Genomic DNA, 21,443 nt, shown 5'->3' on the forward strand with positions numbered 1-21,443 from the left:
CTTCCCGCCATGGCTGCACACCCGCGATCACCACCGCGACACACCGCGCTCGCGGGCAGACCACCCGCCGGCCGCTTTTGCCGGGGGCTCAGCCCGATCTGCACCGGCGACCGGAAAGGCCCTCACGACGCGACGCCTTCCCGCCATGGCTGCACACCCGCGATCACCACCGCGACACACCGCGCTCGCGGGCAGACCACCCGCCGGCCGCTTTTGCCGGGGGCTCAGCCCGTTTCTGTGACCGGCCCCCCGGCCCCGCCCGCCCGCCATCCCCGGCGGCGCCCTCTGGGCAGCACGAACGCGAGGAAGGCGACGAGCACCGTGACCCCGGCCGCCCCGCCGGCCACGGCCAGCGCACGGTTGCGTGCCTCCGGCGGGTCGAGCGGCGGGACGGTTGGGGCCGGGGCATTCCGCGTTCCGGACGGGGACTGTGCGCGTTCCTCGGGAAGTACGGCGGAGAGCGCCCGCACCGGATCGACGATCCCCAGCCCGATGCCGGGGTCCGGCGTGTCACCCACGGCCCCGTAGGCCGTGGACTCCAGCCGGTGCGCGAGCTGCTCGGCGGTCAGCCGGGGGTGGTAGGAGAGGACCAGGGCCGCCGTACCGGCCACGAAGGCGCCGGCCACCGAGTCGCCGCGGCCGGTGAACTGGCCGCGGCCGCCCGGCCCCGGCCCCACCACCGAGACGCCGGGAGCGCTCAGCCTGGGCTGTGAACGCCGCCCCTTCTCCGTGCCCGGCGCTTCCGGCATGCCGCCCGGCCCCACCGAGGAGACGGCGAGCACCCCGGGCAGCGCCGCCGGATAGGCGGGCCCGTTCTCCGCCTGGGATGCCCCCGCCCCGCTCTCCCACTCCCGCGCCGAGGCGGGCGCCACCACCAGAGCACCGGCCTTCTGTGCGGCGCGGACGGCGTCCTTCAGCTGCTGTGGCGCGGAAGGGACGCTCAGCGCCACATGGACGATCTGCGCCCCGGATTCGGTGGCCGCCCTGATCCCCTTGGCCAGCGCCTCGGGCGTGGTCGCGCCATGTTTACTGGTGGCCCGCACCGCGATCACCTCGGCCTCCGGGGCCACCCCGGCCGCTTTGAGACCCTGCTGCTGCCTGCCCGCGACGATGCCGGCGAGGAATGTGCCGTGTCCGACGCAGTCGTCCCGCACGGTGCCGCCCGCCACCACATCCGGGCCTCCGGTGACCCGGCCGTCCAGCGCCGGTACCCGGCGCAGATCCGCTCCGGTACCGACGACGGCGACCTTCACCCCCGCGCCCCGGCTGAGTTCCCAGGCTCTGTCGATCCCCAGGAAGCTCTGCGCCCAAGGGACTTGGGCCGATTTCTTGGCGGACCCCGGAGTGCACGGGCGGCCGTCGGCGACAGTGGCGGGCATTCCCGGCAACGAGGGGCTGTCCGCGTCCCCCGCCGCACCGGCGGGAGCCGCGGTGCCGGGTATCAGGAGCAGAGCGGCCAGTGCTGCCGGTCCGAGTGCGCGGGACACCGAGGACCTCGAAGATCGCATGCGCCGATGGTAGCGACGCTCCCCGTACCACCGGTACCTGCCCCGGAACGTCCCGAACCGGTGCTCCGGCGGCGCCGGAACGCCGACCACCATGGCGGGCGACCTGCGGCAACAGGCATGATGGCCACAGCAGTTCCCCACGCCCTACATGCCGCGCGTCTTTGCCCCGTATCTACGGCGCAGGGGTCCGGGAGGTCAGAACGTGTCACGCCAGATGCTCACCGTCGCCGCCGACGGGACGGGCGACCACCGCACCGTCGGGGAGGCCGTCGCCAGGGCCCGTGCCGGAGCGGTCGTCAGGATCGCTCCGGGACGGTACGAGGAGAGCCTGACGATCTCGGCCGCGATCACCCTGACCGCTGCCGAGGGCGAGGGGACGGTGGAGCTGGCGCCGCGGCGCGGGACGGCGCTGACGCTCACCAGGGACGCGGTGATGGTCAGGGACCTCGTGCTGCGCGGGCACGACGACGAACTGCCCGTGGTCGACGCGCCGCGCGGGCAGCTCGCGATGGACCGGTGCGACATCCACGGTTCGGCCTGGTCGGCGCTCTTCGCGCGGGACGGCGGGTCGCTGGCGCTGCGTCAGTGCCGGATCAGCAACCCGGTGGGCGCCGGTGTGGTGTCCACCTCCTCGGCCGAGAGCTTCCTCGAGAACTGCGTCGTCGAACACCTTGGGACATCCGCCGTGGTGGCCGGTGAGCGGGGCAGGATCACCGCGCGCTTCAGCCGGCTCAGGGACACCAAGGGCAACGGCGTCCTCACCAACGGGCAGGCGCACGTCCTCCTGGAGGAATGCGCGATATCGGCGACCGGCAAGCCGGGCGTCGCCGTCGAGGAGGAGAGTTCGGTCAGGATGGTGCGCGGCACGGTCCGCAAGGCCGTCGTCGGCGTGTTCGTGAACAGCGCCGGACTGGTCGTCCTGGAGGACGTCGCCGTCAGCGATGTCACCGGGCACGGGTTCGTCCTGGGCGGCGGCAGTTCACCGACGCTGACCCGGTGCAGTACCGAACGGACCAGCGGGCACGGCCTGCTGGTGACCGAGCGCAGCCGCGGTACGTTCGAGGAGTGCGTGTTCGCCACCGCCGAGGAACCCGCTGTACGGGTCACCGGCTTCTCCTCACCGGTGCTGACGGACACCGCCGTCCATGACTCCAAGGGCATCGGTGTGCTGCTCGACGAGGATTCGGCCGCCGAGTTCAACCGCCTTGAGGTGCGCGACAGCGCCGGGTCCGGAATCGTGATCCGCAGCGGCGCCAACCCGCTGCTGCTGCGGGCCACGGTCACCGGGGCAGGCGCACACGGCGTGGAGGTCGTCAAGGACGGCAGGGGGCGGCTGGAGGAGAGCGTCGTCGAGCGGTCGGGCGACTCGGCGGTCCATGTCTCGGGCCACGGCAACCTGTTCGTGGGCAAGGGCCGGCTGCGCTCCTCCGCCGGGGCCGGAATCCACATCGGGGCGCTCGGCGTGCTCACACTGCGGGACACCGAGGTGGAGGAGTCCGGTGGCGCGGGCATCCACATCGCGGCCGAGGGCGAACTGGCGGCCGTGCGCGCCGTGTTGAAGGGGGCCGCCGAGCACGGCGTACTGGTCGCCGCGGGCGCCCGCGCCTCCCTCAACGGCTGCGAGGTGACCGGTTCGGGCGCCGACGGCATACGGGTGGAGGGCACCGACGCCGTGTCGCTGACCGGCTGCACCGTCCGCGCCAACCGGGGCAGCGGAGTGCGCCAGACGGTGCCCGGCGACCGGCTCGCCGTCGAGGGGCTGGCCAGTGCGGAGAACGGTGCCCCGGACGCCTGGGGCACCGCGGAGGACGCGGGGGCGGCGGGCGACGGGCGGCTGCCCGGCGGAGCGGCCCCGGCGGCGGCCGAAACCCGGTCCGGTGCGGGCCCGGTGGCCGAGCTGGAGTCGCTGATCGGCCTCGACGAGGTCAAACAGCAGGTGCTGACGCTGATCAACCTCAACCGGATGGCGCAGCGCAGGGCGAGCATCGGCATGCCCGCTCCGCCGATGAGCCGCCATCTGGTCTTCGCGGGCCCGCCCGGCACCGGCAAGACCACCGTCGCCCGGCTGTACGGCTCCATCCTCGCCTCGCTCGGCGTGCTGCGTTCCGGACATCTGGTGGAGGTCTCGCGTGCCGACCTGGTGGCACAGATCATCGGTGGGACGGCCATCAAGACCACCGAGACTTTCAACAAGGCGCTGGGCGGGGTGCTGTTCGTCGACGAGGCGTACACCCTGCTCTCCGACGGCGGCGGCAGTGGCGCCGACTTCGGGCGCGAGGCGATCGACACCCTGGTGAAGCTGATGGAGGACCACCGCGAGGACGTGGTGGTGGTGGCGGCCGGATATCCGAAGGAGATGACGGACTTCCTGGCGTCCAACCCGGGTCTCGCCTCGCGTTTCACCCGCAGCGTCGAGTTCAGCGACTACACCTCCAACGAGCTGGTCACGATCGTGGAGCGGATGTGCACCGGCCACCACTACGAGCTGGATCCGGCGGCGCGGGCGGCACTGCTCACCCGCTTCGAGCAGATTCCCCGCGACGCGGGCTTCGGCAACGGCCGTACCGCCCGCAAGGTCTTCGAGGAGATGGTGGACCGGCAGGCGTCCCGGCTGGCCGCCCTGCCGGAGGCCGGCGAGCGGGAGCTGGCCGTGCTGACCGCGGAGGACGTGGGCGTCCCGGCGGGCGGCGCGCAGAAGGACGGGCAGGGCGAGGATCCGCTGCTGCGGCTGGACGCCCTGGTGGGCCTCGCGGCCGTCAAGCGCGAGGTGGGCGACCTGGTCAATCTGCTCGCCACCGCGCGCCGGAGGAAGGAGGCCGGGCTGCCCGCGCCCAGGATCAGCAACCATCTGGTCTTCGCGGGCCCGCCCGGCACCGGCAAGACGACGGTGGCGCGGCTCTACGGCGAACTGCTGGCCTCCCTGGGCGTACTGCCGCGCGGCCAGCTCGTCGAGGTCTCACGTGCGGACCTGGTGGGCCGCTATGTCGGGCACACCGCGCAGCTGACCCGAGAGGTGTTCGAACGGGCTTTGGGAGGCGTCCTGTTCATCGACGAGGCGTACACCCTGACGCCTCGCTCGGGCGCCGGTTCCTCAGACTTCGGCCAGGAGGCGGTGGAGACACTGCTGAAGCTGATGGAGGACCACCGCGACGAGATGGTGGTGATCGTGGCGGGGTACACCGCGGAGATGAACCGGTTCCTGGGCTCCAATCCGGGTCTCGACTCACGCTTCCCGCGGCGTATCGAGTTCCCCGACTACTCCTCGGACGAACTGGTCACGATCGTCCGCATGCACGCGGCCGACAACGGCTACGAGTGCGCGCCCGGCACGGCCAACGCGCTGCGGGAGCACTTCGACGGCATCCCCAGGGAGGCGACGTTCGGCAACGCCCGGCTGGCCCGGCAGACGCTGGAGCAGATGATGACCCATCAGGCGGGACGGCTGAGCGCCATCGCGGTACCGAGCCTGGACGACCTGCGGCTGCTCCTCCCCGAGGACCTCTCCCCACGCTGAGGTCGAACGAGGCCCGGGGCCGCGTACTCGACGAGCCGATCCGGCCCAGGTGAACTGCGGGTCCCCGGCCGGGGGTTCTGTCGCGACGCCCACAAGGTTGCGTCGCACCCTGGTCGGGGTGCCGATGCCGAGGGCGGCGTTTGGCCGACTGGTGCCGGCGCCACCACCAGCGCAGGACGACTGGCCCCGCCGCCCGTGCGGGCGCGCTCCCGCCGGACGTGCTGCCCGCCGCCTGAGCCCGTCCCTCCGGGCGTCCGGCACGGATGCTTAGGATGACGCCGTGAACACGGTGAGCGGAACAGGGGCCGAGTCCGAACACGGGCCGCCGGGCAAGGTGCAGCCGCGGCAGCTGATCGTCACGGTCTACGGGCTGTACGCGCGCGACACCGGCGGCTGGATGTCCGTGGCCTCGCTGATCCAGCTGCTCGACGGCCTCGGTGTCGAGGGGCCGACCGTACGGTCTTCGGTCTCCCGGCTGAAGCGCGCCGGACTGCTCGAAGCCGAATCGGTGTCCGGCGCGGCCGGTTACCGGATCTCGCCCGAGACCGAGCGGATGCTGCGCGACGGCGATCCGCGCATCTTCGCGGCCCGAAGGGCCACCGTGGACGAGGGCTGGGTGCTGGTCGTCTTCTCCGTGCCCGAGTCCGAGCGCGCCAAGCGGCACACCCTGCGCACCCAGCTGACCCGCCTCGGCTTCGGTTCGGTGTCCGCCGGGGTGTGGATCGCACCGGGGCATGTCCACGGAGAGGCGGAGGACATGCTGGCCCGGCACGGGCTGCGCTCGTACGCCGATCTCTTCCGGGCCGACTATCTCGCCGTCGCCGGGGACAAGGGCGAGGACGGGCACGGGGATCTGCCCGCGAAGGTGCGTTCCTGGTGGGACACCGCCCGGCTGCAGCAGCTGTACGTCGAATTCCTCGCGGCACACCGGCCGGCGGCCGCGCGGATCGCGGGCGGCTGCCGGGTGACGGACAGTGAGGCGTTCACGACCTACATCAGGGTCCTCACCGACTGGCGCCGGCTCGTCTATCTCGACCCCGGCGTCGCGCGCGAACTGCTGCCGGCCGAGTGGAGCGGAACCGAGGCGTCCGAACTCTTCGACGAGCTGCACACCCGGCTGGCCGGTCCCGCCCATCGGCATGTCGAACGGGTCCGGTCCGGCTGATCCGCCACGCGGCCGGGGCCGGTCGTCCCCGGCCCGGCGGTTCAGCGAGCGGTCGACCGTACGATCGTGAACACCGCACCCTCCGGGTCCGCCACGGTCGCCACCCGGCCGCCCGTCCCCTCCCGGGGCGGCTGCAGGACGTATCCGCCGATTTCCACCACGCGGTGCGCTGCCTCGTCGGTGTCGTCGACCTCGAAGTACGTCATCCAGTGGGGACCGCGGTCGCGCGGCAGGGCATGGCCGACGCCGTGCAGCGAGGCCACCGGACGACCGTGCAGGTGGAGGGTCTGGTAGTCGAAGTCGGCCGAGACGACCGCCTCCGCCTCGTAGCCGAAAACCGTCTGGTAGAACTTGCAGACCGTTGAGGTCTCGCGGGTCATCAGCTCGTTCCAGACCGGTGTGCCGTGGGTCCCCGCGAGGGCCGTGCCCAGGTGCGCGGCGGCCTGCCAGATCCCGAAGACCGCGCCGCTGGGGTCGGAGGCGATGGCGAGCCGGCCCGCGTCACCCCTGTCACCCGAGTCGAGCGGCCCGACGGCGACGGTGCCGCCGCAGGAGCGGATCACTTCCGCCGTGGCATCGGCGTCGTCGGTGGCCAGATAGGTCGTCCAGGCGACCTGCAGATGGCGGTCGAGCGGCAGTTGCCCGATGCCCGCGACCACTTTTCCGTCGATCAGCGCCCGGACGTAGGGGCCCAGCTGGTCCGGACCCGGCACGAACTCCCAGCCGAACAGGCGGGAGTAGAAGTCCTGGGTCGTGCTCAGGCCGTGCACGAGCAGACTCACCCAGCAAGGTGTTCCGGGCGTGCGCCGGGCGGCAGCCTCGGTCATCGTCACTCTCTCCTCGGACCATCGTGGTGGCCGTACGGGGGGAACGGGGCCGGTGTGCCGTCATGCGGTACAGGATGTGTGCGCCCCGTGCAGATGTTGCACCACCCGGCCCACGATGTGCCCCGGCCGCGCCGCACTTTCCGGGATCTCGACGGAGGGCCACCGTTTTGGCGAGAAACGTCCTCTTCGGCGTTGTTACGGGTGGGGAGCTCGCTGCGCGAGGATGGCACTCATGAAGCCCATCATCACGACATCCGAATACGCGAGCGAGTCGGCGGGGCCACGTCCGCCGGTGCTCCTGGACGTACGTTGGCAGCTGGGCGGCCCGCACGGCCGTCCCGACTACGAGGCCGGGCACATTCCCGGGGCGGTCTTCGTCGATCTGGACGCGGAACTTGCCGGTCCGGCAGGCCGAGGAGGCCGTCATCCGCTGCCCGATCCGGAGGAATTCGGTGCGGTGATGCGCCGGGCCGGTGTCTCCCGGGACACTCCGGTGGTCGTGTACGACGGCGGCCAGGGCTGGGCGGCGGCCCGCGCGTGGTGGCTGCTGCGCTGGACGGGACACGAGGACGTCCGGGTCCTGGACGGCGGTCTCGTGGCCTGGAAGGACGCGAAGGGGGCGCTCCAGACGGAGGTCCCGGCACCGGCCGAGGGCGACTTCCGGCCGGTTCCCGGCGCACTTCCGCTGCTGGACGCGGACGGGGCGGCGGCGCTGGCCCGCTCGGGTCTGCTGCTCGACGCGCGGGCCGCGGAACGATACCGGGGCGATGTGGAGCCGGTCGACCGGGTGGGCGGCCACATTCCTGGCGCGGTGTCGGCACCGACTTCCGAGAACACGGGGGACGATGGCCGGTTCCTGCCCGCCCCGTCGCTGGCGGCACGCTTCAAGGACCTCGGTGCGGACCGGGCGCCGGAGATCGGCGTCTACTGCGGTTCCGGTGTCTCCGGCACCCATGAGGTGCTCGCCCTGGCCGTAGCCGGGATCCCCGCGGCGCTGTACGCGGGCTCCTGGTCCGAGTGGTCCGCCGACGAGTCCCGCCCGGTCGCCAAGGGCCCCGACCCCCGGTAACGGGATCCGCGCCGACCGCCGGGACCGGAACCGCCCCAACGGAATCCGGGCACACGTAACAGGGGCGGCACGCATGGCACGCACGGCGCATCGGGGCGATACGACACGAGGGCCCGTGCGCAGCGGCGTACGGGCCCTTGTCATCCTGTGGTCGCCTGCCTCAGTCCTGCTTCTTACGGCGCGTACCGAAGACGATCTCGTCCCAGCTCGGCACGGCCGCCCGGCGGCCCGGCCGGACACCGTCCGCCTCGGCCTGGCGGTCCGTCGTCCCGGTCAGCCGGTCGCGATGACCGGCCACGGCCCGTGGCATCAGTACGTCCGCATAGGCAGAACCGGCGCCCGCGGAGGCGGCGGCCGGCGGTTCGTCGGCCTCCGGCTCCTGTGCGGCCGGTTCGATGGCGGGCGGCTCGGGCGGTGCGGGACGCTCCGGCACCACCATGTCGCCGCGGAAGCTCGGTACGGCCTCCAGCAGACTGGTCAGCGAATCACGCTCGCCGGCCGAGATGCCACCGATGTATTCCTCGGGCTCGGGCACGGGGGCCGGGGCCGTGGGCCGCTCCATCTGGCGGTCCAGGGCTCGGTCCAGCGGCCGGTCGCGGGGCAGCCGGGCGATCCGGGGCACGAACGGGAAGCTCGGCTCGGGCGCGGCGACGTCATCGGTCTCACCGATCAGCGAACGCGCCTCGTCGTCCACCGCCTGGACCAGTCGGCGCGGCGCGTCGTACGTCCAGCTCGCCGAGTGCGGCTCACCCGCGACCCGGTAGACCAGCAGCACCTCCCAGGTGCCGTCGTCACGGCGCCAGGAGTCCCATTGGACGGTCTCCTTGTCGGCGCCGCGCAGCAGCAGCCGTTCCTGCACCGCCTCGCCGAGCTGGGGGCCGGTGTTCTCGCCGGGACGGCGTACGGGAGTCTTCCGGGCCCGCTCGGCCATGAAGGCGCGCTCCGCGAGCACGGGGCCCTCGAAGCGGCGGACACGGTCGACCGGAATCCCGGCGAACTGAGCGACCTCCTCCGCGGAGGCGCCGGCTCGTATCCGCGCCTGGATGTCGCGGGGGCGGAGGTGGCTCTCCACCTCGATCTCGATCTGGCCGAGCCGCGCGCGGTCGTTGCGCACGGCGGCTCGCAGCCGCTCGTCGATCGGAAGCGTGTACTCCGTGCTGTCCGCAGCCTTGAGCACCAGTCGTGTGCCGTCGTTGGAGACGGCCACGACACGCAGTTCGGGCATGGGGACCTCCCGGGTGGTGCCTGCCGACGTCACGTGCGTCGCTGCTTCCGCTAGTCGAGTGTGGCCTGCCCGGGTGCAGCCTGCCACAACATTGCCGTGTTACCCGGCGTGTCGGGCGTGAGCCCTTGATCGCCGGTATGACACGGTGACCTATTGTGCAACACAAAGTGACCGATGGTCACCTCGTGTAGCCAGTCCCCGTGCGATGACGTGGCGCCGCCGGATCGAGTGCCTCCTTCGGCCCCCTCCCGAAGATCCCGGACACCCATGGTGGGAGTCCGGCCCCAGGGCTCGCCACAGTACTCCATTCGGGCCATGTGGGTGGACCGCCGCGCCGCCGAACTTCTCGTGAGGTGCGGGAGTTGAGTCACTCCATGGGGTGCGGGATGCCCTTCGTGCGTGTCCTGCTTCACAGAATCTCCTGAAGTGGAACTATTCGCTTCGCTCAAATGTCCCTTCCTGTTGCATGGTGGGAGAGATGTCAATCAAGGGCTGGAAATGGTACAGAAGCCGGAAAGTGACATAGAACCCAAAGAAAGGCGTATAGACCTGAGCGTGCCTCAGGTGGCGGGCAGCGCCGTGGCGGCAGTCGCGGCAGCGGTGGCGGCCTCGCAGCTGGGTGTGTACGGAACGATCCTCGGCGCCGGGGTCATGAGCGTCGTCGCCACTTGTGGCGGTTCGGTCTTCCAGCACTTCTTCCGCCGCACGGGGGAGCAGATCCGCGAGGTGACGGTCCAGGCGAAGCAGCCGGGCCGTGAGGTGACCGTGCACACGCGGGAGACCGGAGCCGCGCGGGCCCCGGGGCGATCGGCGGCCGGAACACCCGACGGAGCCACGGACGCCACCATGATGATGCGCGCCGTGGACGCCACGGCCGCGCGGGACGAGACGGACGCCACGACCGTGCTGCGCAACGTGACGGACGACCCGGACCGTACCCGGCTGCTCAGGCCGCTCGGCGGGACCCCCTCACTCGCGACGACCCCTCCGGACCCGGACGAGGAGTTCTCCACAGCCACCACCCACGGCACCCGCATCCGCGGCTGGAAGCGGTCGGCGCTCGCAGCGGTCGTGGTCTTCGCCGTGACGATGGCCGGGATCACCACGTTCGAGCTGGTCTCCGGCAACGGCCTGAGCGGTGGCCGGGGAACCACCGTCGGCTCCGTCGTACGCGGCGGGGAGCGGGGCTCCGGGGCGGACGACCCGGCACCGCCGGCCGGCACCGACCCCGGCCGGGAGCAGAGCCCGGGGCAGGGGAGTGGCGCGACGCCCGGTACGGAGCCGCAGGGCGGGCAGAGCCGGAACCCGGACTCCGGCCAGGGCGGCCACTCCTCGGCGGACCCGGTCCCCAGCACCACGCCGTCCGATGGCACCGGCGCCCGGACGAGCCCGTCCCCGGAGGTCACGCCCTCCCCGTCGGCGCCCGGTGACGGCGGCGGCTCGAACCCCGTGGGTCCGGGCGACGCCCCGGCCCAGGGCGACCACGCCACCACGGGCACGGGCACGGGAACCGGGCAGTGAACGGCGCGGCGCTCAGTCGCCCAGCACCCGGCGCAGATAGTCGTTGCCGAAGAGCCGGCCCGGGTCCAGCCGGTCGCGTACGGCGGTGAACTCGCCGAACCGCGGGTATACCCCGGCGAGGTACTCGGCGTCGCGGGTGTTGACCTTGCCCCAGTGCGGGCGGCCGGCATGGGCGGTCATGATCCGCTCCACCGCGGTGAAGTACGCCTGGTAGGGCGTGCCCCGGTACAGATGGACGGCGATGTACGCGCTCTCCCGGCCCGAGGCCGTGGAGAGCGCGATGTCGTCCGCGGGGGCGGTACGGACCTCCACCGGGAAGCTGATCCGCAGCGGCGAACGCTCGACCATGGCCTTGACCTCGCGCAGCGCCTCCACGGCGGCCTCGCGCGGCAGCGCGTACTCCATCTCCACGAATCGGACCCGGCGCGGACTGGTGAAGACCTTGTACGGGATGTCGGTGTACGTACGGGCCGACAGGGCGCGACTGGAGAGTTTGGCGATCGACGGAATGGTGGCGGGCACCGCCCGGCCGAGGGAGCACGCCACCTGGAAGATCCCGTTGGAGAGGAGCTCGTCCTCGATCCAGCCGCTGACCTTTCCGGGCGGGGCGGCGGGGCCCGCGCTGCGGTTGTTGCGCTTGGTGTTGCAGTTGCCGGTGTGCGGGAACCAGTAGAATTCGAAGTGCTCGTTCTCGGCGACCAGCTCGTCGAACCCCGCCGTGACCCGGTCGAAGGTCATCGGCTCCTCACGCGCCGTCAGCAGGAAGATCGGTTCCACCGCGAAGGTGATCGCCGTGACAACGCCCAGGGCGCCGAGCCCGATCCGGGCGACGGCGAAGATGTCGGGGTTCTCCTTCTCCGAACAGGTCAGCACCGTGCCGTCGGCCGTGACCAGTTCGAGGGCGCGGATCTGCGCGGATATGGACGCCGAGTCGCGGCCGGTGCCATGGGTGCCGGTCGAGGTGGCGCCGGCGACCGTCTGCTCCATGATGTCGCCCATGTTGGTGAGCGACAGGCCCTCCCGGGCCAGGGCGGCGTTCAGCCGCTTCAGCGGGGTGCCGGCCTCGACGGTCACCGTCATCGCCTCGCGGTCGATCTCCCGGATGCCGGTGAGCAGATCCGGGCGGATCAGCACACCGTCGGTGGCCGCCGTCGCCGTGAAGGAGTGCCCGGTGCCGACCGGCTTGACCCGCAGACCGTCCTCGGACGCCCGGCGCAGCACCTCGGCGAGTTCCGCCACCGAGGCGGGGGACACCGCCCGTACCGGACGGGCGCTGACATTCCCCGCCCAGTTACGCCACGCGTTCGTCGTCGTCCGTGCGGTGTCGGTCATCTTCCCCGCGTCCTTCCGTAGGAACCGGCCCGCTGAGCCGGCGGTATCCCAGGAACGCCACCGCGGCCGCGAGCGCTCCCGCCACGGCGGGCACCGCGTACCCCGCCTCGGCCCCGGACGCGTCGACCACCCAGCCGGCGGCCGAGGAGCCGAGCGCCACACCGACGGCGAGCCCGGTGCTGGTCCAGGTCATGCCCTCGGTCAGTTTCGTGCGCGGTACGTGCTGCTCGACGAGGGCCATGGTGGTGACCATCGTCGGTGCGATGGCGAGGCCCGCGACAAAGAGCGCCACGGCCAGAAACGGGAGGTCCCCGGCCAGTTGGAGGGGGATCATACTCACGGCCATCGCGCACACACCCACCAGCCACCGGACGGACGCCTTCCCCGTGAGGCGCAGCAGGCCGAAGACAGCTCCGGCCAGGCAGGAACCCAGCGCGTACACGGCCAGCACGAGGCTCGCCGCGGCCTTGTGGCCCTGCTCCTCGGCGAAGGCCACCGTGACCACGTCGACCGCCCCGAAGATCGCACCCGTCGCCACGAATGTCACCACGAGCACCTGGAGGCCCCGGGCGCGCAGCGCGGTGCCGCCGGTGTGCTGCGCGCGCGGATGCGGCACCGGCTCGGTGGCGCGCTGCGCGGTCAGCCAGCAGACACCGACCAGCAGGAACCCGGCCGCGAGGAGCGGCCCCGCCTCCGGGAACCAGGCGGTGGACAGACCGATCGAGATGATGGGCCCGAAGATGAAGCACACCTCGTCGACGATCGACTCCCACGAGTACGCGGTGTGCAGTTGCTGCGGCGAACCGCGGTAGATCTCCGCCCAGCGCGCCCGGATCATCGAACCCACGCTGGGGACGCAGCCCGCGCCCGCCGCGAAGAGGAAGAGCGACCAGTCCGGCAGCCGTTGCTGCGCGCAGATCAGGAGACCGGCCACCGCCGCCAGCGCGACGAGGGTGGCGGGACGCAGGACGCGGCGCTGTCCGTGCCGGTCGACGAGCCGGGAGATCTGCGGCCCGATCACCGCCGCCGACATCGCCAGCGTCGCGGAGAGCGCGCCGGCGAGCCCGTAGCGGCCGGTGAGCTGCGAAACCATGGTCACCACACCGATGCCCATCATGGACAACGGCATCCGGCCGAGAAATCCGGCCGCCGAGAACCCCTTGGTGCCGGGGGCGGCGAATATCGCGCGGTAGGGACTGGGCAAGGAAGGCTCCGGAACAGCGTGATCGCACGCGCCTGTAATGCATGAATGTGGCCGGTACAGCTTACGGTCGGGGTGGTCGGTCCGACAGCGGGCCGGGTGGGGTAATCGATGTCGGTGGGAGCGCTGTCCGAGACGAGTGGCAGGATCGGTGTCATGTCCGATCTGCGCGATCCCGCTCCCTACGACGCCCTACTGCTGCTCTCCTTCGGCGGCCCCGAAGGCCCGGACGACGTGGTCCCGTTCCTGACGAATGTGACCCGTGGCCGCGGCATCCCCGAGGAGCGGCTGAAGGAGGTCGGCAAGCACTACTTCCTGTTCGGCGGCGTCAGCCCGATCAACGCCCAGAACAGAGCCCTGCTGGAGGCGCTGCGCAAGGACTTCGCCGAGCACGGACTCGACCTGCCGGTGTACTGGGGCAACCGCAACTGGGCGCCGTACCTCACGGACACCCTGCGCGAGATGGTCACAGACGGACACCGCCGCATCGCCGTACTCGCCACCAGCGCCTACGCCTCCTATTCGGGCTGTCGGCAGTACCGCGAGAACCTTGCCGAGTCGATGGCGGTCCTGGAGGCCGAGGGGCTGCCCGTGCCCCGGGTCGACAAGCTCCGGCACTACTTCAACCATCCCGGATTCGTACGGCCCATGGTGGACGGCGTGCTCGCCTCCCTGGCCGACCTCCCCGAGGACGTGCGGGCCGGGGCGCACCTCGCCTTCACCACGCACTCCATCCCCACCTCCGCCGCCGACACCTCTGGCCCCGTTGAGGAGCACGGCCAGGGCGGTGCCTATGTCGCCGAGCATCTGGACGTCGCCCGCCTGGTCGTCGACGCGGTGCGCGAGGAGACCGGCGTCGAGTACCCCTGGCAGCTCGTCTACCAGTCGCGCAGCGGCGCCCCGCACATCCCGTGGCTGGAGCCCGACATCTGCGACCACCTGGAGACGTTGCACGGCGAAGGTGTCCCCGCCGTGGTGATGGCCCCCATCGGGTTCGTCTCGGACCACATGGAAGTGCTGTACGACCTCGACACGGAGGCCACCGCGAAGGCCGCCGAGCTCGGACTTCCGGTGCGCAGGTCCGCAACCGTGGGCGCCGATCCGCGATTCGCCGCGGCCGTGCGCGAACTGGTGCTGGAGCGCGCCGCCACCGAACAGGGGCGTGGAGCGCAGCGGTGCGCGCTGGGAACGCTCGGCCCGAGTCATGACCTCTGCCCGGTCGGCTGCTGTCCGGCCCGGGCCCTCAAGCCCGCTGCCGCGGGCGCCGACAGCCCGTACGCATAGCCCGTCGTCCGCCTGGAGACCTGGAGCGCCGTGACCGACCCGAACCTGTCCGAACTGCTCGACCTCGCCCTGGAGGCCGCGCGCCGCGCCGGTGCGCTGCTGCGCGACGGCCGCCCCGCCGACCTGGGGGTGGCCGCGACCAAGTCCAGCCCGATCGACGTCGTCACCGAGATGGACATCGCCGCCGAGAAGCTGATCACCGGCTTCCTCACCGAGCGGCGCCGGCAGGACGGTTTCCTCGGTGAGGAAGGCGCCAGCGCGGAGGGCAGCAGTGGTATCCGCTGGGTCATCGACCCGCTCGACGGCACCGTGAACTACCTGTACGGACTGCCCACGTGGGCCGTCTCCATCGCCGCCGAGCGGGACGGCGAGCGGGTCGTCGGCGTGGTGGAGGCCCCGATGCGCCGTGAGACGTACCGGGCGGTGCTCGGCGGCGGCGCGTACGCGGTCGGCGGTGTGTACGGCGAGGGCACCGCGCTGCGCTGCCGGCCTGCGCCGCCGCTCGACCAGGCGCTCGTCTCGACCGGTTTCAATTATGTCGGCCATGTGCGTGCCCACCAGGCGGACGTGGCCCAGCAGCTGATCCCGCGGCTGCGCGACATCCGGCGCAGCGGCTCCGCCGCAGTCGACCTCTGCGATGTGGCCGCGGGGCGGCTCGACGGCTACTACGAGCGCGGGCTCCACCCGTGGGACCTGGCGGCCGGCGATCTCATCGCCCGCGAGGCGGGGGCGTACACCGGCGGCCGTCCGGGGCTGCCCGCCGACGGTGACCTGACGATCGCCGCGACACCGGGTGTCTTCGAGCCGCTGCAGGCCCTGCTGGAGGAGCTGGGCGCCTGGCACGACTAGGGAGCCCCCGTCCGGGCCCCTCCGGCACGCGAGAGGGCCCCTGACGCCGGATGCGGCATCAGGGGCCCACAAGTGGTTCAGACGCGCGTGGCGCCGATCTCGACGCCGTGCTCGGCGGCGAGGCGGTGCAGGTCGTCCAGCTCGCCCTGCTCGACATCCGCGAGGAAGTCGTCGCCCGTCTCGCGAGCTTTCGTGAGGTCGGACTCGGTCGTCTTGATGCGTTGCAGCAGACCTGCGGTGAAAGCGTCCATAATGCGCCCCCTCATCGTGGGTCGGTGGCACGGGGGTGTGCCCGGGTTTCCCTCCGCACGGAGGCGGTAGGGCGGGTGATCACGCACTCTCCGGGGACGGAGTGGCCGGTGGCGCGCCACATTCAAGGCGTGATCGCGGGTGTGCATGCGTCCTCCCCGGCACCGAGCTCGGAGAAACCTCAACCGGCCCGGAAATCCCGTGGCTTCCCCGGGGGTCCCGGCCGGCCAGCGCCGCCTTACCGCCGGTTTATACGCGTTGCGGGCAGGATGGAGCAGCACAGACCGATGCCGATGAGCGGCCCGCATCGCGGACCGTGAGCGCATCGTGACATTCCGAAGTTTCCACGTTCTGAAGTTTCTAGGGAAGGAAAGCGCCGTGCGCGTACTCGTCGTGGAGGACGAGCAGCTGCTCGCCGATGCGGTGGCCACCGGATTGCGCCGTGAGGCCATGGCCGTCGATGTCGTGTACGACGGAGCCGCGGCCGTGGAGCGCATCGAGGTCAACGACTACGACGTCGTGGTGCTGGACCGGGACCTCCCCCTGGTGCACGGCGACGACGTCTGCCGCCGGATCGTCCAGCTGGGCATGCCCACCCGGGTGCTCATGCTCACCGCGTCCGGGGACGTCAGCGACCGGGTGGAGGGCCTGGAGCTGGGCGCCGACGACTATCTGCCCAAGCCGTTCGCCTTCAGCGAGCTCACCGCGCGGGTCAGGGCGCTGGGCCGGCGCACGACGGTGGCGTTGCCGCCCGTCCTGGAGCGCGCCGGAATCAAGCTCGACCCCAACCGCCGCGAGGTCTTCCGGGGCGAGGCGGAGATCCAGCTCGCGCCGAAGGAATTCGCCGTACTGGAGGTGCTGATGCGCAGCGAGGGCGCGGTCGTCTCGGCCGAGCAGCTGCTGGAGAAGGCCTGGGACGAGAACACCGACCCGTTCACCAATGTCGTCCGGGTGACCGTCATGACGCTGCGGCGCAAACTCGGCGAGCCGCCGGTGATCGTCACCGTGCCCGGTTCCGGGTACCGGATCTGACGGCCGATGCCCACCGTCCCGGCGCCGCCGACAGCGCCCCCGAAGCCCACCTGGGCGCCCAAGCAGCAGGAGCCGCCCTACTGGCTGCGTCCGACCATCCGGATACGGCTCACGCTGCTGTACGGCGGCATGTTCCTGATCGCGGGCATCCTGCTCCTCTCGATCATCTACATGCTGGCCGCCCAGGCCCTCCATGTCGGCAGCGAGCTGCCGTTCAAGATCGTGAGCGGCCAGCTCACCAGTGACGTCTGCAACTTCAACGGCGTGTCCACAGCGGACGCCGTCAACGCGGCCATGAACACCTGCGTCAACCACCAGCGCCAGCAGGCGCTGGACACCCTCCTGAACCGGTCGCTGCTGGCTCTGGTCGGCCTCAGCGTCATCGCCTTCGCCTTCGGCTTCGCCATGGCGGGCCGGGTGCTCTCCCCGCTGGGCCGGATCACCCGCACGGCCCGCCAGGTGGCCGGAACCGATCTGTCCCGCCGGATCGAGCTGGACGGCCCGGACGACGAGCTGAAGGAGCTCGCCGACACCTTCGACGAGATGCTCGACCGCCTGGAGCGCGCCTTCACGGCTCAGCAGCGGTTCGTCGGAAACGCGTCGCACGAGCTGCGCACCCCGCTCGCGATCAATCGCACGCTGCTGGAGGTCCATCTCTCCGATCCCCAGGCCCCGCCGGAGCTCAAGCAGCTCGGCAAGACCCTGCTGGCCACCAACGAACGCAGTGAGCAGCTGGTCGAGGGCCTGCTGCTGCTCGCCCGCAGTGACAACCAGATCGTCGAGCGCAAAGCCGTCGACCTGGCCGAGGTGGCCTCGCGGGCGATCGACCAGACGCGAGGCGAGGCAGAGGAGCGAGGCGTGGAGATCCGCGGCGAGCGGGCCCCCGCCGTCGTCCAGGGCAACGGCGTCCTGCTGGAGCGGATCGCGCTGAACCTCGTGCAGAACGCCGTGCGCTACAACGTCCCGGAGCAGGGCTGGGTGGAGGTGACGACCGAGCTGCAGTCCGGCCACGCCGTGCTGGTGGTCACGAACACGGGCCCCGTGGTGCCCGCGTACGAGATCGACAACCTCTTCGAGCCCTTCAGGCGGCTGCGTACGGAGCGAACGGGCAGCGACAAGGGGGTCGGGCTCGGCCTGTCGATCGCGCGGTCCGTGGCGCGCGCTCACGGCGGACGTATCCTCGCGGAACCCCGTGAGGGCGGTGGCCTTGTGATGCGTGTCTCACTGCCGGTCTGACGGTCCGGACGGGGGCGATCCGCAGGCGCATCACTTTGTTCGCTTTGAGCGGAATTTTCGGGACCTGAACCCGGAATGGCCGTGTGTGATCGATCACAGAGTCGAATCGGGGGGCGCCAACGCTCCGTGATCAGGGTCTTCGCCGGAAAACCCGCAAAAGTCGGGGTTTTCGGGGCCAGATATCACGGGAAGTACACGGGGTGGCGCCCGTGAAGCGCGACACCGGGACCGTGTACGGTCCCCATCGCCACCTAAGCAGATCGCTCGCGAGCGGTCCTTTTGGGTGTCGATTGAGTAACAGACCTTGATGTGAGGCAAAATCTCCGCCTCGGGTCGGGCACAAGTCCGGCCTCTCACGCGTTACGAGCGCTGAGACACCGCAGACACCCAGAGGGGGAGAGCGACATGGCAACGGATTACGACACCCCACGCAAGACCGATGACGACGTCGACCAGGACAGCCTTGAAGAGCTCAAGGCGCGCCGGAGCGACAAGACGGCGTCCGCCGTCGACGTCGACGAATTCGACGCGGCCGAAGGACTGGAGCTGCCTGGCGCGGACCTGTCCAACGAAGAGCTGGCCGTAAGGGTCCTGCCCAAGCAAGCCGACGAGTTCACGTGCATGAGCTGCTTCCTCGTGCACCACAGGAGCCAGCTGGCACGGGAGAGGAACGGCCAGCCGATCTGCCGCGACTGCGACTAGGTCGAGCCGACCGTGGCAGGCGACACACCGTTCCGGAAGCGACGCTTGCGGCGCAGAAGGTCGTCGGAGGCGAATCAGGGCGGTACAGGCCCGGCAGAAGGCGTAGCAGCGCCTGCCGAGCGGTCCGCCCTGCCACCCTCCCCGGGTGAGCGGGACGACGAGCGGGGCCTGTCGGCCTCGCTCGAAGCAGTCACGGCAATCGAAGTGCATGAGCATGAAGAGCGTGAAGAGGTCGACACGGCCGATGGGGCCGGACAGGTCGACAGGACGGAGCCCGCGCCCGGGACAGGCCGTCTGAGTTCAGTGAAACGGGGAGCACGCAAGGGCGGGGAGAGCGCCAGGGCCGCGATCGGTCATATCGCCGACCTGATCATCGAGAACGCTCCCCGCATCCCCGTGCGCGATCTCGCGACCCTGCGCAAGCAGTTCCCGGGCCTCGGGCCCGAGGAACTGGCCGACAAGCTCATCGCGGGAGCGGGCAGAGCCACCGCCACCGTCGGCGCCGGTATCGGCGCGGCGGCCATGTTGCCCGTACCGCCCGCCATGCTCGCCGAGCTGACGGCGGAGATCACCGGAGTGGCCGCGATCGAGATGAAGCTCGTCGCCGAGCTGCACGAGGTCTACGGGCTGCGCCCACCGGGCGGGATCGCCCAGCGCTCCGGCGCCTACCTCACCTCCTGGACGGAGGAGCGCGGCATCGACGTCGGTCACCCCACGACGGTCAACGCGGCGCTGGGCGGCCAGATGAAACGTGAGCTGCGCCAGCAGATCATGAAGCGCATGGCGCGCGATCTGCCGAACCTCGTCCCGTTCATGGTCGGCGCCGTCGTCGGTGCGACGATGAACCGGCGCGACACCAGAAAGCTGGCCGAGCGGGTCAGGAAGGACCTGCGCAAGCGCCAGATCTCCTGGGACCGGCTTCCGCAGCTGCCGCCGCTGGAGCGGCCGGCCGCGCCGCGCAAGGGCCTGCCGGGCGAGCCGGAGAGCTAAGGGCTGTCCCGTAATCCCTGGCGGGCGCACGACGTCAGCCAGGGATTACGGGACAGCCCTTAGGGCCTCTCGTTCGGATCATGCCGGGCTCGCGGGGGCTGTGTGCCTCAGGCCCGTACCGCACCGAGTGCCGCGACCAGGGCCTGCGGCTCGCGGGTCGACAGATAGACGTACGGCGTCGGGTCCTGCGGGTCGGTGACCTCCACCCGGACCGCCGTCGGGATGTAGCTGCGCAGCAGCATGAACGCGCGGGTGTCCGCCTTGTACGAGCGCCACGCGCGCGCCTCGTCCGCGTCCAGCACCTCGGCCTCGCCGAGCGCCGTCACCGGAATCCGCGCGTCACCGGCCACCAGGGCGCCCGCGACCACACGGATCCTGGCCGAACCGTACGAGCTCACCGCGGCCGCCGACAGGGCCGTACCGACCACCAGGCCGGCCAGCAGCGGCAGGGTGCCGAGCGGCAGCAGCATCAGGGCGCAGGCGATGCCGACCAGGAAGGCGATGAGCCACCACGAGCGGGGCGCAGTCAGTCGTTCGTCGAAAGGCGGGGTGGAAGGCTGCATGCACCCAAGCTTGGCACGGCGCGACCCGCGGGTGGCCGCGCGGGTAAGGTCTGCGCCTGTGAGTGGAACATCTGCGGCTCTGAAGCCCCCGGTCGGCGCGGTGAAACCGGTCCGGCACCCCGAAGCCCCGGCGCCCGGCGAACTCCTCGGCGCGCACTACGAACACTGTTTCGGCTGCGGTGAGGGACAGCAGCACGGGCTGCACCTCCAGGCGCGGGCCGGTGAGGGCGTCAGCGTCACCGCCGAGTTCACCGTGAAGGCAGCCCATCAGGGTGCCCCGGGGCTGGCGCACGGGGGCATTCTGACCACCGCGCTGGACGAGACGCTCGGCTCGCTGAACTGGCTGCTGCGGGTGATCGCGGTGACCGGACGGCTGGAGACCGATTTCGTGCGTCCGGTGCCGGTGGACACCGTGCTGCACCTCGACGCCGAGATCACCGCGGTGCACGGCCGGAAGCTCTACTCCCGGGCGACCGGCCGGATCGGCGGGCCGGACGGGCCCGTGGCGGTCCGAGCCGAGGCCCTTTTCATCGAGGTCAAGGTCGACCACTTCATCGAGAACGGCCGCCCGGCCGAGATCCAGGCCGCGATGGCCGACCCGGACCAGGCCAAGCGTGCCCGTGCGTTCGAGGTGAACCCCTGATGCGCCGTCCCGTGGACGTACTGATCCGCCGTGTCGACCCCGAGGTGCCGATTCCGGCCTATGGGCATCCCGGCGACGCCGGGGCCGATCTGGTGACCACCGAGGCCGCCGAACTGGCCCCGGGCGAGCGAGCGGTGCTGCCCACCGGAGTGTCGATCGCGCTGCCCGACGGGTATGCCGCGTTCGTTCACCCGCGGTCCGGCCTCGCCGCACGCTGCGGAGTCGCCCTCGTGAATGCCCCGGGGACGGTTGATGCCGGGTACCGTGGAGAGATCAAGGTGATCGTCGTCAATCTCGACCCGCGCGAGCCCGTGCGGTTCGAGCGGTTCGACCGGATTGCCCAACTGGTCGTACAGCAGGTCGAGAAGGTTCGCTTCCACGAGGTGGCGGAGCTGCCCGGTTCGGCCCGCGGCGACGGAGGGTTCGGATCCACCGGAGGTCATGCTTCCGGTGATGTTGATGGCGTCAGGGGCGGGATCACCCAGGGCGGGAACAGCTACGCTTCGGTCGTACCCGACCGGGAAGGACAGTGA

The 21,443-nt window shown here is 71.3% G+C and carries 19 protein-coding genes; 12 read left to right on the plus strand and 7 right to left on the minus strand.

The window, feature by feature from the left end:
- Positions 1-224: 224 nt before the first annotated feature.
- Positions 225-1,508 (minus strand): S8 family serine peptidase, encoded by a 1,284-nt coding sequence (locus ACF08M_RS20090; RefSeq protein WP_392186602.1) that lies wholly within the window; start codon positions 1,506-1,508, stop codon positions 225-227.
- 214 nt (positions 1,509-1,722) lie between these two features.
- Between ACF08M_RS20090 and ACF08M_RS20095 the strand changes: the two genes are divergently transcribed.
- Both ACF08M_RS20095 and ACF08M_RS20100 read left to right on the plus strand, forming a co-directional pair.
- Positions 1,723-5,022: a right-handed parallel beta-helix repeat-containing protein gene (locus ACF08M_RS20095; RefSeq protein WP_392186701.1), complete on the plus strand. Its 3,300-nt coding sequence runs from the start codon at positions 1,723-1,725 to the stop codon at positions 5,020-5,022.
- A 280-nt stretch (positions 5,023-5,302) separates the two neighbouring features.
- Complete coding sequence (locus ACF08M_RS20100; RefSeq protein ID WP_392186603.1) at positions 5,303-6,187, plus strand: PaaX family transcriptional regulator C-terminal domain-containing protein; 885 nt, start codon at positions 5,303-5,305, stop codon at positions 6,185-6,187.
- A gap of 41 nt (positions 6,188-6,228) precedes the next feature.
- Here the strand turns inward: ACF08M_RS20100 and ACF08M_RS20105 are convergent, their stop codons facing one another.
- A complete protein-coding gene (locus ACF08M_RS20105) occupies positions 6,229-7,014 on the minus strand; it encodes a VOC family protein (RefSeq protein WP_392186604.1) in 786 nt (261 codons plus the stop codon).
- Between the two features lie 232 nt (positions 7,015-7,246).
- On the opposite strand from ACF08M_RS20105, the gene ACF08M_RS20110 reads away from it, so the two are divergent.
- Positions 7,247-8,083, plus strand: a complete 837-nt coding sequence (locus ACF08M_RS20110; RefSeq protein ID WP_392186605.1) for a sulfurtransferase — start codon at positions 7,247-7,249, stop codon at positions 8,081-8,083.
- A 160-nt stretch (positions 8,084-8,243) separates the two neighbouring features.
- Here ACF08M_RS20110 and sepH read toward each other — a convergent pair whose 3' ends face one another.
- The gene (sepH, locus tag ACF08M_RS20115; RefSeq protein WP_392186606.1) at positions 8,244-9,308 is read right to left on the minus strand and encodes a septation protein SepH; all 1,065 of its coding nucleotides are present in this window, start codon (positions 9,306-9,308) and stop codon (positions 8,244-8,246) included.
- Between the two features lie 498 nt (positions 9,309-9,806).
- Between sepH and ACF08M_RS20120 the strand changes: the two genes are divergently transcribed.
- Positions 9,807-10,829: a hypothetical protein gene (locus ACF08M_RS20120; RefSeq protein WP_392186607.1), complete on the plus strand. Its 1,023-nt coding sequence runs from the start codon at positions 9,807-9,809 to the stop codon at positions 10,827-10,829.
- 12 nt (positions 10,830-10,841) lie between these two features.
- On the opposite strand, the gene ACF08M_RS20125 is transcribed toward ACF08M_RS20120, so the two are convergent.
- Positions 10,842-12,161, minus strand: coding sequence for a D-arabinono-1,4-lactone oxidase (locus ACF08M_RS20125; RefSeq protein ID WP_392186608.1), 1,320 nt, complete (start codon positions 12,159-12,161; stop codon positions 10,842-10,844).
- Positions 12,121-13,365: an MFS transporter gene (locus ACF08M_RS20130; protein ID WP_392186609.1), complete on the minus strand. Its 1,245-nt coding sequence runs from the start codon at positions 13,363-13,365 to the stop codon at positions 12,121-12,123. The genes ACF08M_RS20125 and ACF08M_RS20130 overlap by 41 nt, the downstream gene beginning before the upstream one ends.
- 153 nt (positions 13,366-13,518) lie before the next feature.
- Here ACF08M_RS20130 and ACF08M_RS20135 point away from each other — a divergent pair, with 153 nt between their 5' ends.
- Together ACF08M_RS20135 and ACF08M_RS20140 are read left to right on the plus strand one after the other, a co-directional pair.
- On the plus strand, positions 13,519-14,646 hold the full coding sequence (locus tag ACF08M_RS20135; RefSeq protein ID WP_392186610.1) for a ferrochelatase: 1,128 nt from the start codon (positions 13,519-13,521) through the stop codon (positions 14,644-14,646).
- A gap of 30 nt (positions 14,647-14,676) precedes the next feature.
- Positions 14,677-15,495, plus strand: a complete 819-nt coding sequence (locus tag ACF08M_RS20140) for an inositol monophosphatase family protein (protein ID WP_392186611.1) — start codon at positions 14,677-14,679, stop codon at positions 15,493-15,495.
- A 77-nt stretch (positions 15,496-15,572) separates the two neighbouring features.
- Here ACF08M_RS20140 and ACF08M_RS20145 read toward each other — a convergent pair whose 3' ends face one another.
- On the minus strand, positions 15,573-15,746 hold the full coding sequence (locus tag ACF08M_RS20145) for a hypothetical protein (RefSeq protein WP_362203673.1): 174 nt from the start codon (positions 15,744-15,746) through the stop codon (positions 15,573-15,575).
- A gap of 376 nt (positions 15,747-16,122) precedes the next feature.
- Between ACF08M_RS20145 and ACF08M_RS20150 the strand changes: the two genes are divergently transcribed.
- The 4 genes from ACF08M_RS20150 to ACF08M_RS20165 all read left to right on the plus strand — a co-directional run bounded on the left by ACF08M_RS20150 (position 16,123) and on the right by ACF08M_RS20165 (position 19,704).
- Positions 16,123-16,776: a response regulator transcription factor gene (locus ACF08M_RS20150; RefSeq protein WP_392186612.1), complete on the plus strand. Its 654-nt coding sequence runs from the start codon at positions 16,123-16,125 to the stop codon at positions 16,774-16,776.
- Positions 16,777-16,782: 6 nt separating this feature from the next.
- Positions 16,783-18,012: a sensor histidine kinase gene (locus ACF08M_RS20155; RefSeq protein ID WP_392186613.1), complete on the plus strand. Its 1,230-nt coding sequence runs from the start codon at positions 16,783-16,785 to the stop codon at positions 18,010-18,012.
- Between the two features lie 405 nt (positions 18,013-18,417).
- Complete coding sequence (locus tag ACF08M_RS20160; RefSeq protein WP_392186614.1) at positions 18,418-18,714, plus strand: DUF4193 domain-containing protein; 297 nt, start codon at positions 18,418-18,420, stop codon at positions 18,712-18,714.
- A 12-nt stretch (positions 18,715-18,726) separates the two neighbouring features.
- Positions 18,727-19,704 (plus strand): hypothetical protein, encoded by a 978-nt coding sequence (locus ACF08M_RS20165; RefSeq protein ID WP_392186615.1) that lies wholly within the window; start codon positions 18,727-18,729, stop codon positions 19,702-19,704.
- 107 nt (positions 19,705-19,811) lie between these two features.
- On the opposite strand, the gene ACF08M_RS20170 is transcribed toward ACF08M_RS20165, so the two are convergent.
- Positions 19,812-20,267 carry a DUF3093 domain-containing protein gene (locus tag ACF08M_RS20170; protein ID WP_392186616.1) on the minus strand — a complete coding sequence of 152 codons (456 nt, stop codon included), beginning with the start codon at positions 20,265-20,267 and terminating at the stop codon, positions 19,812-19,814.
- A gap of 58 nt (positions 20,268-20,325) precedes the next feature.
- Here ACF08M_RS20170 and ACF08M_RS20175 point away from each other — a divergent pair, with 58 nt between their 5' ends.
- Together ACF08M_RS20175 and dut are read left to right on the plus strand one after the other, a co-directional pair.
- The gene (locus tag ACF08M_RS20175; RefSeq protein WP_392186617.1) at positions 20,326-20,910 is read left to right on the plus strand and encodes a PaaI family thioesterase; all 585 of its coding nucleotides are present in this window, start codon (positions 20,326-20,328) and stop codon (positions 20,908-20,910) included.
- Positions 20,910-21,443 (plus strand): dUTP diphosphatase, encoded by a 534-nt coding sequence (dut, locus tag ACF08M_RS20180; protein WP_392186618.1) that lies wholly within the window; start codon positions 20,910-20,912, stop codon positions 21,441-21,443. The genes ACF08M_RS20175 and dut overlap by 1 nt, the downstream gene beginning before the upstream one ends.

The sequence above is a fragment of the Streptomyces sp. NPDC015032 genome (assembly GCF_043080425.1).
In the GTDB taxonomy this organism is placed as follows: Bacteria; Actinomycetota; Actinomycetes; order Streptomycetales; family Streptomycetaceae; genus Streptomyces.

What these genes read in the sequence shown, in the direction of transcription:
- ACF08M_RS20090 (WP_392186602.1), bottom strand. Translation starts at nt 1,508, where the DNA reads ATGCGATCTTCGAGGTCCTCGGTGTCCCGCGCACTCGGACCGGCAGCA.
- ACF08M_RS20095 (WP_392186701.1), top strand. Translation starts at nt 1,723, where the DNA reads ATGCTCACCGTCGCCGCCGACGGGACGGGCGACCACCGCACCGTCGGG.
- ACF08M_RS20105 (WP_392186604.1), bottom strand. Translation starts at nt 7,014, where the DNA reads ATGACCGAGGCTGCCGCCCGGCGCACGCCCGGAACACCTTGCTGGGTG.
- ACF08M_RS20110 (WP_392186605.1), top strand. Translation starts at nt 7,247, where the DNA reads ATGAAGCCCATCATCACGACATCCGAATACGCGAGCGAGTCGGCGGGG.
- sepH (WP_392186606.1), bottom strand. Translation starts at nt 9,308, where the DNA reads ATGCCCGAACTGCGTGTCGTGGCCGTCTCCAACGACGGCACACGACTG.
- ACF08M_RS20120 (WP_392186607.1), top strand. Translation starts at nt 9,807, where the DNA reads ATGGTACAGAAGCCGGAAAGTGACATAGAACCCAAAGAAAGGCGTATA.
- ACF08M_RS20125 (WP_392186608.1), bottom strand. Translation starts at nt 12,161, where the DNA reads ATGACCGACACCGCACGGACGACGACGAACGCGTGGCGTAACTGGGCG.
- ACF08M_RS20135 (WP_392186610.1), top strand. Translation starts at nt 13,519, where the DNA reads ATGTCCGATCTGCGCGATCCCGCTCCCTACGACGCCCTACTGCTGCTC.
- ACF08M_RS20145 (WP_362203673.1), bottom strand. Translation starts at nt 15,746, where the DNA reads ATGGACGCTTTCACCGCAGGTCTGCTGCAACGCATCAAGACGACCGAG.
- ACF08M_RS20155 (WP_392186613.1), top strand. Translation starts at nt 16,783, where the DNA reads ATGCCCACCGTCCCGGCGCCGCCGACAGCGCCCCCGAAGCCCACCTGG.
- ACF08M_RS20160 (WP_392186614.1), top strand. Translation starts at nt 18,418, where the DNA reads ATGGCAACGGATTACGACACCCCACGCAAGACCGATGACGACGTCGAC.
- ACF08M_RS20170 (WP_392186616.1), bottom strand. Translation starts at nt 20,267, where the DNA reads ATGCAGCCTTCCACCCCGCCTTTCGACGAACGACTGACTGCGCCCCGC.
- dut (WP_392186618.1), top strand. Translation starts at nt 20,910, where the DNA reads ATGCGCCGTCCCGTGGACGTACTGATCCGCCGTGTCGACCCCGAGGTG.